This window comes from Deinococcus murrayi DSM 11303 (assembly GCF_000482805.1).
GTDB classification, from domain to species: Bacteria; Deinococcota; Deinococci; order Deinococcales; family Deinococcaceae; genus Deinococcus; species Deinococcus murrayi.
Map to the genome: position 1 here is coordinate 167,007 of NZ_AXWT01000001.1, position 11,077 is coordinate 178,083.

Below are 11,077 nucleotides of genomic sequence, written 5' to 3' on the forward strand. Positions count from 1 at the left end.
GTCACCCAGCGGCTACCCTGTCTCCCAGCATGAGGCTGCACCCATGAAAACCAAACAATGCCTGGTCATCGGGCTGGGCCGCTTCGGGACCGCCGTGGCGACCACCCTCTACGAGATGGGACATGAGGTGGTCGCCATCGACCGCAGCGAAGACAACGTGGAACGGGTGATGAACCTGGTGACACACGCCGCCGTCGTGGACGCTTCCGACGAACGGGCGCTGCGGGCCATCGGGGTGGGTGACTTCGACGTGGTGGTCGTCGCCATCGGGACCGACGTGCAAGCGAACATTCTGGCGACGATGAACGCCAAGAGCCTGGGTGCCCCCTACGTGGTCACCAAGGCGGTCGACGAGATGGCCCGGCGGGTGTTAGAGCGCATCGGGGCCGACCTGGTGATTCGGCCTGAGCACGACATGGGCGTGCGACTGGCCCGGCAAATCGCCACCCCCAACATCGTGGACACGCTGGACCTGGGGGGCGATTACGCCATCGTGGAAATCGAGGCCAATGAGCGGCTACGCGGGCGGCTACGCGACCTCAACCTGACCGGACGCTTCGGCGTGCAGGTCATCGCGGTGAGCCGAGGCGGACGCATCGAGGTGACCCCCCGCGCCGAGGATGAGTTGCGGCCCCACGACAAGCTCGTCATCATCGGCACCGGGCATTCCATCGACGAGCTGCGGCGGTATCTGGGAGACTGAGCACCGCCCCTCACCCCTCCCCCGCCACCGCCCGCACATGGGGACACTCCAGGCCGCGCAGGGTGAGGGCCTCCACAACCTCGCGGGGGGGCAGGGTGCCCTCAATCCTGGTTTCTGGGGTGAGGAGGAGGGGCGGACCGCTCGTCCTCAGTTCGCTTGGCACGCCGAGGCGCAGCGCCCGCTCCACGCAGGCGGCGTCCGCCGGGGCGAGGGTCAGGCGGGTGCGGCCCCCCCCATTCACGAGGACGACGGGGACGGGTGCGGGCACGTACCCCTGGAGGGTCCGGGCGGCCCGCGTCTGTCCGGCAAAGGCCCCCGCCAAAGCCGCGAGCAGCGGCAGCCCCGCCGCCAACCCCCACACCACGCCCGCTCGCGCCGCGCCGGGACGCAGCAGGAGGACGGCGAGCGCCCCGGCAAAGGCGAGGGCCAGCAGCAGGTAAAGGGCCGCGAGCACGCTCAGGCGCTCCCCGCAAGCAGCGCCCGCGTCGCCCCCTCCAGGTCACCACTCCCCGCGAGGCTGCTGCCCACGAGAACTGCGTCGGCCAGGCTGTGCACCCCCGCGAGGTCGGCGGCGCTGCGGTAACCGCTCTCGGCGACGAGGAGACCCGTAAAGCCCGCCGCCCGCGCCCGCCGCATCAGCCGGGGGCTGACCGTCAGGTCAATCTCCAGCGTCCGCAGGTCGCGGTTGTTGACGCCGATGATCTCGGCGCCGCAAGCCAAGGCAACCTCCAGCTCGGCCTCGTCGTGCACCTCGACCAGGGCATCGAGCCCGGCGTGATGGGCGGCTTCTAGGTACTCGCCCGTGGCCTCGCCCAGCACGCTGACCATCAGCAGGGCTGCCGCAGCCCCCCACTCAGCGGCCTCACGCAGCATGGCGGGGTGCACCACGAAATCCTTGCGCAAGGCGGGTGCGGCCACGGCCCCTACGACCTCGCGCAGGGCCTGCGGGCTGCCGCCGAAGTGCCGGGCTTCGGTGAGCACGCTGATGGCGCACGCTCCGCCCGCCACGTAAGCGCGGGCCGCCGCCGCCGGGTCCAGGGGCGCAATGGCTCCCTGGCTGGGGCTGGCCCGCTTGACTTCCGCAATCAGGGCGAGGCCCGGCCCGGTGAGGGCAGCTTGAAAGGCCCGCGCCCGCGCCCGTGCCCGCCCCAGCGCGGGGTCAGCGTCCGCATAGTCGGCCACCCGCTCGCGCACGATGCGCCCCAGGACGCCGGGAATGGAGACAGCCTCGGTCAGCGGCGCAGCGGTCATATGGGCGGGAGTATAGGGTGCTGGGGGGCGGGGCGGCGGGGCTTCTTTCGGGTAAAGGCCGTGTTAGCCTGAGTCTCATATGAGCCTCGCCCCCGGCAACGGCCCCGTGCAGATTACGCAGGAGCAACTCCAAGCCCGCATTCAGGAACTCGGCCACAAGATTCGGCAGGATTACGCAGGCCGGGAGCCTCACCTGATTTGCGTGCTGAACGGTGCTTTTATGTTTCACGCCGACCTCGTGCGGGCGATTGGAATGCCCTGCACCATCGACTTTCTCCAGGCCAGCTCTTACGGAGACGCCAAGCAGACCAGCGGCGAGGTCAAGCTCGTCAAGGACCTGCAGTTTCCCATCAGCGGGCGGCACGTGATTTTGGTGGAAGACATCGTCGATACGGGCATCACCATGAACTACTTGCTGCACTACCTCCAGGGGCGCGGCCCCGCCAGCCTCAAGGTCGCGGCCCTGCTGAGCAAGCCCAGCCGCCGCCGAGTGGAAGTCCCCGTCGAGTACCTGGGCTTTACCATTCCCGACGCCTTTGTCTACGGCTATGGCCTTGACCGGGCGCAGTTTGACCGCAACCTCCCCTTCATCACCAGTCAGGCGTAGGTGCGGCGGGCTTCCCTCCTGGCTTGGGCGGCGCTCGCGCTGCTGAGCGCGGGCCTGGGCGTTTGGCAACTCCGCGAGAGCCGCTGGCGCGGGCCGCTGTATTGCATAGAGGCACCGGGCCAGGTCTGGGGGGTCGCCCCCGTGCCCGCGGGGGCCACGCCGACCTGCCCGGAGAGCCGCTCCTACCGGGAGGAAGTGCGCTCTGGGCAGGCGCGGGTCGAGCAGTATGTCCTTTCCGGCTGGCAGCCCCGCGCCCTCCTTCCTCCGCTGGAGGCGGGCGGATACGTCCCCCTGGGCGGGCCGGAGGGCCTTTACCGCGATGCCGACGAGTTCGCGGCGCTGCTGAGCCGCGGGGCCGAGCAGATTCAGTACGTCGCCGACAAGCTGCCGGGGCCGCAGACCCTGGTTACCCTGAGCGGGCGCTGAGGGATGGGGAGCGGCACCCCACCCCGCCGCCCCTGTGCCAACATGCGCGGGTGAATCCCCTCCTGCTGCGCTCCATGATGGTGACGGGCCTCTTGATTGCGGCCCTTAACGTGCTGTTTGCCGGGGTCGAACACGGCTTCGGAGAGTTGCCGCTGTGGTTCTGGCTCGCGCAACTGCTGCTGCTGCCCGCCATGCTGCTGCCCGCCCGCCTCTTTCCGGTCGCGGCGCAGACTCGGCCCTTCTTGCGCCGGGCTTCCCTCTATGCGCTGGGCTGGCTGGCCCCCTACGGGGTGTTTAAGGTGACGGGTGACGCCCTGCGGCCCGACTTCAACCTCGACGCGTCCCTCATCGGCCTCGTCGTGCTGTGCTGGATTTTCGGATTGGTGTTTGCGAGCTTGCGCAAGCCGGTCTGATTGGGTTGATTCCAGAGAATCAACCGAGCGGAGCGAGGGGCAAGGTGGCAACAATGCCGGGAGTGCGTCCCCGCTAAATCCCGTTCCAAGCCCCACATCCCCCCGGCCCCGCGCCGTACCCTAAGGGCCGTGAAGCGACTCTTGACCGCCCCCCGCGAACCCGTGAACGCCCTGACCCACTGGGCCGGGGCCGTGGCCGCGCTCCTCTTGCTGGGGCCGCTGCTGGGGTGGGCCTCGGCGCGGGGGCTGGCGCTGTGGCCCTTCGCAGTGTTCGGGCTGAGCATGGTGGCGCTGTACGCAGCTTCGGCAAGCTACCACTCCTTTCGTCCCGGCGAGCGCGGCCTGCTGTGGCTGCGCAAGCTCGACCACGCGGGCATCTTCCTCCTGATTGCCGGAAGCTATACCCCGGTCGCCTATTTCGGGCTGGAGGGCGCGTGGCGGGGCGCGGTGCTGGGGCTGGTGTGGGGCATCGCGGGGGCGGGAGTGCTCCTCAAGCTGCTCACCCTGCGGCTGCCGCGCTGGGTCAGCACCCTGCTGTATCTGGGGATGGGCTGGCTGGCGCTGCTCTTTTTGCCGCAGCTCGCCCGCACCCTCTCCGGCGCGGCCCTGTTTTGGCTGGCGGCGGGGGGCGTCCTGTATTCGGTCGGGGCGGTTATCTACGCCACCAAGCGCTGGCACCCCCGCCCCGGTGGAGAGGTGTTTCCCCAACACTGGGGCTTCCACGAGGTCTGGCACCTCTTCGTGCTCGGCGGCAGCGGGGCGCACGTGGCGATGATGTTTCACCTGCGCTAAGTCCGGCAGGAACAAAGGCCCCAGCCAGAACAGCCAGGGCCTCTGCTGTGGGGCGAACCTCAAAACCCGACGAAGCCCAGCACCCAGCGCTGCACGGTCCCGATGATTTGCCCGATGGGGTCGCGGGCCAGGAAAATAAACAGCATCACGATGAGGAACGAAAAGGGCTGGGCCTCGAACTGCGCGAGGCTGCGGCCCAGCGAGGGCACGAGCGCTCCCAGGATGCGGCTGCCGTCCAGCAGCGGAATCGGAATCAGGTTAAAGACCGCCAGGACGATGTTGACGCTCAGCACGGTGAGCAAAATCACCGCGACCAGATTGGTGGGTGGCAGCACCGCCAGCAGCACGGCGCACAGCAGGGCAATCAGGATGTTGCTGAGGGGTCCGGCGGCGGTGGCCCACAGGGTCCCCCAGCGCCCCAGGTTGTTCGGGTTAATCGGCACCGGCTTGGCGAACCCGAAGCCCGCGATAAGCAGCAGCAGCGTGCCGAAGGGGTCGAGGTGCTTGCCGGGATTGAGGGTCACCCGCCCGAAGCGCCTCGGCGTGGGGTCGCCCAATCGGTCGGCGGTCCAGGCGTGGGCGAACTCGTGCACGGTCAAGGAGAGCGCCAGCGCCGCCGCGACGATGACAAAGGCGAGCGGGTTCTGGGTCAGGAGACTGAGCAGCATAGGGGGGATTCTACGGGCCGCTTCCGCCTCGGCGCGGTCAGCCCGGTGACGGAGTGGCGGCCCGCTCCCGGAGATACGCCTCCAGCGCCGCCTCCTCGTCGGGCCGCGAGCGCACTGCCCCCGCTCGGCGCAGCGCCGCGAGGTGCGCGAGGGCCGCCCCCACCGCCGGACCGGGCGGCACCCCCCGCGCCAGCACGTCCCGCCCGCTCAGGCCCGCGTAGGCCCCTGGGCGCAGCAGCTCGCGCAAGGCCGCTTCCGGACTGCCGGGGGCGGCGGGCGCGTCCCCCAGGGCGCGGGCCAGCAGCGCTCCGGGCTTCTCGCCCAGCCCCAGCCGGCCCGCCCACGCCGCCGGGTCGGGGGCTGCCGAGAGCAGGACCGCCCCATACGCGGCGGGGGGAAGGGGCACCCCCGCCTCCCGCCGGGCATCCAGGGCGGCCAGCCGCTCGGCGGCCCCGGCGGGGAGCAGCTTGCCCGCCCCCCACTCCGCCAGCACGCGGGCGGCCCGCCCTGGCCGGGGTTCATGCAGCAGCAGCCGCAGCTCGGCCCAGAGGCGGGGGGTCTGCGCGGCCATCGCCAGGGCGTCCGGCACCTGCCGCCGCAGCTCCGAATGAGCCTCCAGCCCCAGCCGCCCGGCGAGCCGCGCCCCACGCACCAGGCGGCTGGCGTCCTCGTGCAGCGAGTGGGGGTGCAGGGGCCGCAGCACCCGCGCCCGCAGGTCGGCCAAGCCGCCGGTCACGTCGAGCAGGCGGGGCGCTCCCTCTGGGGGCACTTCCAGCCCCAGCGCGTTCAGCCCGAAGTCGCGCCGGGCAAGGTCATCCTCCAGCGTGCCGGGAAGGGGCCGCGGATTTGCGCCGGGCACCGGGTAGGTCTCGCGCCGCGCCCGCACGAGGTCGGCGTGCCGGCCATCGGGCAGGGTGACGGTCGCGTTGCCAAAGGCGGGATGCACCAGCGCTGGGAGGCCACTGGCCGCCGCCAGCGCCCCCGCGTCCACCCCTTCCACCGCCACGTCGAGGTCGAGAGGCGTGCCGCCGAGCAACGCGTCGCGCACCGCCCCGCCCACAAGCGCGACCCGTGCTCCCGCCCCCGCCCCCCGCGCCAGCGAGCGCAGCCAAGCGCGGTCGCCGGGGCGGAGGCGCTCCCAGACTTCCAGGCCGGGGGCGGCGGGGCCAGCGGTCACCGGGGAACCCCTCACTCAAAGGCGGAGGCGTCGAGGGTAGCCCGCACCTCGCGCTCGCGGCCCTCCCGCCAGACGCGCAGGGTGACGGTGTCTCCCTCGCGCTTTTCCAGCAGGGCGGCTTGCAGGTCCTCCAGGGCGTCGACTGGCCTGCCCTCGGCCCCCACAATCACGTCGCCCCCCAGCGCAATCACGCCGCCGGGAAACTCGCGGGCTTCCCCGCCCCGCAGCCCGGCGCGGGCCGCAGCGGAGTTCGGCTCGACCTGCCCGACCACCAGCCCGCGTTCTGGCAGGCCAAGCTGCCGCCGCCCTTCGGCGGTGAGCGCGCTCAGGCCCACCGCCGCCTGCCGCCCCCGCGCCTGCACAATCAGGCCCGCCGTGATGCCCAGCCGGGGCGCGCGGACCTCGCCGCCCCGCGCCTGTTGCAGCCGGGGCAGCAGGTTCTTGGCGGCGTTGACCGGGATGGCAAAGCCCACCCCGGCGCTTTGCTGGCTGCCGCCGGTCGCAATCTGGGTGTTGATGCCGATGACCCGGCCCCTGGAATCCAGCAGCGGTCCCCCGGAGTTGCCGGGGTTGATCGCCGCGTCGGTCTGAATGGCCTTTTGGGTGATGCCTTCGCCCGTGCCCGTCCCCGAAAAGCCGATGGGAATCTGACGCTCGGTGCTGCTCACGATGCCCTCGGTGACGCTGAACTCCAGCCCGAAGGGAGCGCCCATCGCCACGGCCTTTTGCCCCACCGCGAGGGTGTCACTGTCGCCCAGCGGGATGGGCCGAATCAGGTTGCGGGGCAGGGTGGGGGCACGCAGCAGAGCGAGGTCGTACTGAGGCGCGGTGCCCACCACCTCGGCGGGCACGGGCTGTTCTTGGCCCATCACCCGGATGGTGATGCGGTCGGCGGTGCCCTGGCCCCCCTCGCCCGCAATGACGTGGTAGTTCGTGAGGATGTCGCCCGCCTCGTTCACGAAAAAGCCGCTGCCCACCCCCTGCTGCACCTGGGTCTGGCTGCCGCCAAAGAGCCAGCCGAGGTCCTGCACGACCTCCAGCTCGGTGCTGATAAAGACCAGCCCCGGCTCGTAGCGGCGCACGATGTCGATGGTGTTGCGTTCGTTCTGAAGCAGGGCACCCGCCTCGCTGGCCGGGGCCGTCCCCGTCGCGGCGGGCGCGGGCGGCTGAGCACCCGACAGCGGCACCTGGTCGCGCAGCAGCGTGGCCCCCAGGCCCAAACCCACGAGAACCAACAAGGTGGCAATGGGGAGACGGCGTTTCATGGGGGGATTATTCCAGGTCGGTTCAGGCCTGCGCCCGCGCCGTTTCCGCGTCGAGGCTGGCGATTTCACCAGGGGTGAGGAGGTAGTGCTCGCCGCACCAGTGGCACACGACCTCTTGTCCGCCCTCGTCGCGCATCTCCTGGCGCTCGCTCGGCGCAAAGAACTTCAAGCTATCGAGGGCCTTTTCCCGCGAGCAGCGGCACTCGAACCGGGCGGGCTGCGCGGCGTCGGCGAGCACGAGGTCCAGGCCCCCTGCCGCCGCCTCCATCGCTTCGAGCAGGCTGCCCCGGCGCAGGTGGTCGGTGAGCTGGCCCATCGCGCGAATGTTGGCCTCCAGCCGGGCCAGCGTCTCTTCGGTCACGCCGGGCATCGCCTGCACCAGCAGCCCGCCCGCTCGGTCGACGCGCCCGCCTTCCTCGTACACGCCGAGCAGCACGGCGTTGGGAATCTGCTCGGAGATGCCCAGGTACGCGCTGACGTCCTCGGCAATCTCACCGCTCACAAGTTCGGCGCTGCCCGTGTATGGCTCGCCGTTGTCCAGCAGCCGGGTAACCGCCACCTCGCCGTTGACGCCGACAATGCCGCTCACGTCCAGCTTGCCGTCCGACGCCCGCACGGGCAGGTCGGCCCCCGGCTCGCGCACGTACCCGCGCACCCGCCCGTCCGCGCTGCCCTCGGCCACAATCCAGCCCACCGGCCCCCCGCCCTGCACCCGCACGGTCACCCGGCTATCGGGCTTCTTGCCCAGCACAACGGCCAGCAGCGCCGATGCCGCCAGCGTGCGGCCCAGCGCGGCGGTCGCCGTCTTGCTCAGGCGGTGGCGCACCCGCGCTTCTTCGACCAGTCCCGTCGCGTCAATGCCGACCAGCCGTAGGGTTCCCCCCGCCGCCAAGCCGCGCAACACGAAGGAATCCCTGTATGTTTCCGAGGGCGTCCCTGAAGTCATCATGAAACCTTACATGAGGACACTCAAGCCCGCTGTGCGGGGAATCCCAATCGGGGGCGGGAGCCTGCCATCACCGCTTCATCACGCTTAATCAGAGCGGTCGAACTCCTCATTGAGCCGCGCTAGGCTGCTATTCTTCCCGGCAGTTTGATCCCCCCGCCGGGGCGAGAGCGCTGCTTTTGTTCGGTTTTTGCCCCCTCACCTCCGCTCTCCAGAGGAGTTTTTATGACCCAAGTTGATTCCCGATTCCGTCGTCCCCTGGGCCTGATTGCCCTGACAACCCTGGCCCTGACCCTGGCCGCCTGCGACAACAAGAACGAAGCCAACACCGCCGCAAGCGGCACGACCGCGACCGAGGGCAGCAGTGGAACGGGCAGCACCACCTCCGGCGGCAACCGCGACGTGCTCGTCGTGCAGGAGAGCGCCGACATCCCTACGCTGGACCCCGGCACCACCTACGACACGGGGAGCGGCCAGGTCGTCGAGAACCTTTACGAGACCCTCGTCACCTACCAGGGCAACAGCCTGACCGAACTTGAGCCGCTCCTGGCGACCGAATGGAACATCGCCAACGGGGGCACCGAGTACCGCTTTACCCTGCGCGAGGGCGTGCAGTTCCACTCTGGCAACGAGTTCAAGTGCGCGGACGCCGAATACACCTTCCGGCGCAACCTGGTCACCAACACCAGCGACAGCGGCAACTGGTTCTTGGCAGAAAGCCTGCTGGGCACTGGCTCCAACGCCAACGACGACCCCTCGATCACCTGGGAAAAAATCAGCAACGCCGTGCGCTGCGATGGCGAGACGCTGGTGTTTACCCTCCCGAAGCCCGACCCCGCGTTCCTCTCCAAGCTGGCCTACACCGGCCAGGCCATCGTGGACTCTGAGCACGCCAAGAAAATCGGTGAGTGGGACGGCACCGAGGCCACCTGGAAAGACGCGGTGGGTAAGAACCTCACCAACAGCCCGCTGTCGCGTCAGCCCAGCGGCACCGGGGCTTACAAGTTCGTCAGCAAGGACGCGACGGCCTTCCGCGCCGAGGCCTTCGAGAACTACTGGGGCGACAAGCCCAGCATCAAGAACATCCTGATTCAGATTGTGCCGGAGCAGGCGGCCCGCCTCCAGGCCTTCTTGCGCGGTGACGCCGACATGGTCGAAACGGGTGGGCGCGCCATCATCGAAGAGCAGCTCCGGGGCAAGCCCGGCGTGGCGGTCCTCGACAACCTGCCCGATACCAGCGCCTTTGGCATCTTCATGAACCAGGACATCAAGGGCGAGGGGCGTCTGGGCAGCGGCAAGCTCGACGGCCAGGGCATCCCCGCGAACTTCTTCAGTGACGTGAATGTGCGCCGGGGCTTTGTCGCGGCCTTTGACGTCGACACCTACATCAAGGAAGTGCAAAACGGCGTGGGTGAACCCCGCAACTTCCTGCTGCCCGAAACTTTCCCCGGCTACAACCCCGATGTGGAACCCGCGAAGTTTGACCTCGATGCGGCCCGTGAAGCCTTCCAGCAGGCTTGGGGCGGCGAAGTGTGGGACAAGGGCTTTGTCGTGAACGCCACCTACCGGGCGGGCAGTGTGGCGGCCCAGACCGCGATGGAACTGCTGAAAAAGAACATCGAGTCTCTGAACCCCAAGTTCAGGATCAACCTCGAAGCCAAGCAGTGGAGCGAGATTCTGGAAGCCGGGGACAAGGGCCAGGAAATCCTGATCATTACCGGCTGGGCACCCGACTACGCCGACCCTGACAACTTCGTGCACACTTTCTACTCCAGCCAGGGCTACTACCACCCCCGCGCCAACTTCAAGGACGAGCAGCTTGACGCTTGGGTGAATGAAGCCCGGACCACCACCGACGCCGAACGCCGCGACGAGCTGTACACCCAGATTGCCGAGCGTGCCCGCGACCAGGCCTACTTCATCCTGATGCCCAGCAGCCCCGGTATCCTGGCCTACCGCGACAACATCCAGGGCATCAGCGAGGAGAACTACAACCCGATGCTGTCGTTCTCGCGTGCTGGGACCTACTGGAAAAACCTCAGCAAGAACTGAAGCGAACGTCCCTCTGAGAGAGCCGCCCTCCCCCGTGGGGGCGGCTTTCCTTGGCCCGCGGCCACTCCCGGCGCGTATCCTGACCCCATGCACGACGCTGACCCTCACGCCGCTTCCCCGCGGCCCATCACCCTCCTTTTGGTCGACGACCATCCGGTTGTGCGCAAGGGCACCCGCGAGCTGCTGGAGGGCGAAAGCGACCTGCGCGTTGTGGGCGAGGCCGACAGCGGCGAGGACGCGGTGGAAAAGGCCCGCACCCTGCGGCCCCACGTCATCCTGATGGACGTGTCGATGCCCGGCATGAACGGCATCGAGGCCACGCGCGCGATTAAGGCCTTTCTGCCCGGCGTCGGCGTTCTCGTGCTGACGAGCTACGATGACGACGCCTACGTCTTTGCGCTGCTGGAGGCGGGCGCGGCGGGCTACCTGCTGAAGAACGCTTCTGAAGACGACCTGGTGGGGGCCGTGCGGGCGGTCGCGGCGGGGGAAAGCGCCCTGCATCCGTCGGTTGCTCGCAAGGTGCTGGAGCGCTTCAGCACCCAGCAGACGCCCACCCCCCCCGAAGAGGCCCTCAGCCCCCGCGAGCTGGAGGTGTTGCGGGTGGCCGCTACGGGCCGCACCAACAAGGAAATCGCCCGCGACCTCGACATCAGCCCGCGCACGGTGCAGGTGCACCTCGCCAACATCTTTTCCAAGCTCGACGTAGGCAGCCGCACCGAGGCGGTCCTCTACGGCATCAAGCGCGGCTGGATTGACCCGAAGACGCTGTGAGGGTGG

13 protein-coding genes are annotated in these 11,077 nt (G+C 69.4%); 7 read left to right on the top strand and 6 right to left on the bottom strand.

What is annotated here, in order from left to right; translation table 11 throughout:
- The first annotated feature begins 43 nt into the window (after positions 1-43).
- Complete coding sequence (locus H565_RS0100810) at positions 44-703, top strand: potassium channel family protein (protein WP_027459361.1); 660 nt, start codon at positions 44-46, stop codon at positions 701-703.
- A 10-nt stretch (positions 704-713) separates the two neighbouring features.
- On the opposite strand, the gene H565_RS0100815 is transcribed toward H565_RS0100810, so the two are convergent.
- Both H565_RS0100815 and trpC read right to left on the bottom strand, forming a co-directional pair.
- Positions 714-1,157: a hypothetical protein gene (locus tag H565_RS0100815; RefSeq protein WP_027459362.1), complete on the bottom strand. Its 444-nt coding sequence runs from the start codon at positions 1,155-1,157 to the stop codon at positions 714-716.
- 2 nt (positions 1,158-1,159) lie between these two features.
- The gene (gene trpC / locus H565_RS0100820) at positions 1,160-1,954 is read right to left on the bottom strand and encodes an indole-3-glycerol phosphate synthase TrpC (RefSeq protein WP_027459363.1); all 795 of its coding nucleotides are present in this window, start codon (positions 1,952-1,954) and stop codon (positions 1,160-1,162) included.
- Between the two features lie 79 nt (positions 1,955-2,033).
- On the opposite strand from trpC, the gene hpt reads away from it, so the two are divergent.
- The 4 genes from hpt (at position 2,034) to trhA (ending at position 4,192) form a co-directional block, all read left to right on the top strand.
- Positions 2,034-2,561, top strand: coding sequence for a hypoxanthine phosphoribosyltransferase (gene hpt, locus H565_RS0100825; RefSeq protein WP_027459364.1), 528 nt, complete (start codon positions 2,034-2,036; stop codon positions 2,559-2,561).
- Entirely contained in the window at positions 2,562-2,987 is a 426-nt protein-coding gene (locus H565_RS0100830; protein ID WP_034407855.1) for a hypothetical protein, read from the top strand. It begins immediately after the preceding gene.
- 50 nt (positions 2,988-3,037) lie between these two features.
- On the top strand, positions 3,038-3,400 hold the full coding sequence (locus tag H565_RS0100835) for a hypothetical protein (protein ID WP_027459366.1): 363 nt from the start codon (positions 3,038-3,040) through the stop codon (positions 3,398-3,400).
- 129 nt (positions 3,401-3,529) lie between these two features.
- Complete coding sequence (trhA, locus tag H565_RS0100840) at positions 3,530-4,192, top strand: PAQR family membrane homeostasis protein TrhA (protein ID WP_027459367.1); 663 nt, start codon at positions 3,530-3,532, stop codon at positions 4,190-4,192.
- Between the two features lie 59 nt (positions 4,193-4,251).
- Here the strand turns inward: trhA and H565_RS0100845 are convergent, their stop codons facing one another.
- From H565_RS0100845 to hslO, 4 genes are read right to left on the bottom strand one after another with little or no spacing between them, the layout of a single operon-like run.
- A complete protein-coding gene (locus H565_RS0100845; RefSeq protein ID WP_027459368.1) occupies positions 4,252-4,860 on the bottom strand; it encodes a site-2 protease family protein in 609 nt (202 codons plus the stop codon).
- Between the two features lie 37 nt (positions 4,861-4,897).
- On the bottom strand, positions 4,898-6,037 hold the full coding sequence (locus tag H565_RS0100850; protein ID WP_027459369.1) for a tRNA nucleotidyltransferase/poly(A) polymerase family protein: 1,140 nt from the start codon (positions 6,035-6,037) through the stop codon (positions 4,898-4,900).
- Positions 6,038-6,048: 11 nt separating this feature from the next.
- On the bottom strand, positions 6,049-7,302 hold the full coding sequence (locus tag H565_RS0100855) for a S1C family serine protease (protein ID WP_027459370.1): 1,254 nt from the start codon (positions 7,300-7,302) through the stop codon (positions 6,049-6,051).
- Positions 7,303-7,324: 22 nt separating this feature from the next.
- A complete protein-coding gene (hslO, locus tag H565_RS0100860) occupies positions 7,325-8,248 on the bottom strand; it encodes an Hsp33 family molecular chaperone HslO (RefSeq protein ID WP_027459371.1) in 924 nt (307 codons plus the stop codon).
- Positions 8,249-8,473: 225 nt separating this feature from the next.
- Between hslO and H565_RS0100865 the strand changes: the two genes are divergently transcribed.
- Together H565_RS0100865 and H565_RS0100870 are read left to right on the top strand one after the other, a co-directional pair.
- On the top strand, positions 8,474-10,300 hold the full coding sequence (locus tag H565_RS0100865; RefSeq protein WP_034407859.1) for an ABC transporter substrate-binding protein: 1,827 nt from the start codon (positions 8,474-8,476) through the stop codon (positions 10,298-10,300).
- A gap of 87 nt (positions 10,301-10,387) precedes the next feature.
- Positions 10,388-11,071 (top strand): response regulator, encoded by a 684-nt coding sequence (locus H565_RS0100870; RefSeq protein ID WP_027459373.1) that lies wholly within the window; start codon positions 10,388-10,390, stop codon positions 11,069-11,071.
- Positions 11,072-11,077 lie beyond the last annotated feature (6 nt).

What these genes read in the sequence shown, in the direction of transcription:
- hslO (WP_027459371.1), bottom strand. Translation starts at nt 8,248, where the DNA reads ATGACTTCAGGGACGCCCTCGGAAACATACAGGGATTCCTTCGTGTTG.
- H565_RS0100855 (WP_027459370.1), bottom strand. Translation starts at nt 7,302, where the DNA reads ATGAAACGCCGTCTCCCCATTGCCACCTTGTTGGTTCTCGTGGGTTTG.
- H565_RS0100845 (WP_027459368.1), bottom strand. Translation starts at nt 4,860, where the DNA reads ATGCTGCTCAGTCTCCTGACCCAGAACCCGCTCGCCTTTGTCATCGTC.
- hpt (WP_027459364.1), top strand. Translation starts at nt 2,034, where the DNA reads ATGAGCCTCGCCCCCGGCAACGGCCCCGTGCAGATTACGCAGGAGCAA.
- trpC (WP_027459363.1), bottom strand. Translation starts at nt 1,954, where the DNA reads ATGACCGCTGCGCCGCTGACCGAGGCTGTCTCCATTCCCGGCGTCCTG.
- H565_RS0100810 (WP_027459361.1), top strand. Translation starts at nt 44, where the DNA reads ATGAAAACCAAACAATGCCTGGTCATCGGGCTGGGCCGCTTCGGGACC.
- H565_RS0100870 (WP_027459373.1), top strand. Translation starts at nt 10,388, where the DNA reads ATGCACGACGCTGACCCTCACGCCGCTTCCCCGCGGCCCATCACCCTC.
- H565_RS0100865 (WP_034407859.1), top strand. Translation starts at nt 8,474, where the DNA reads ATGACCCAAGTTGATTCCCGATTCCGTCGTCCCCTGGGCCTGATTGCC.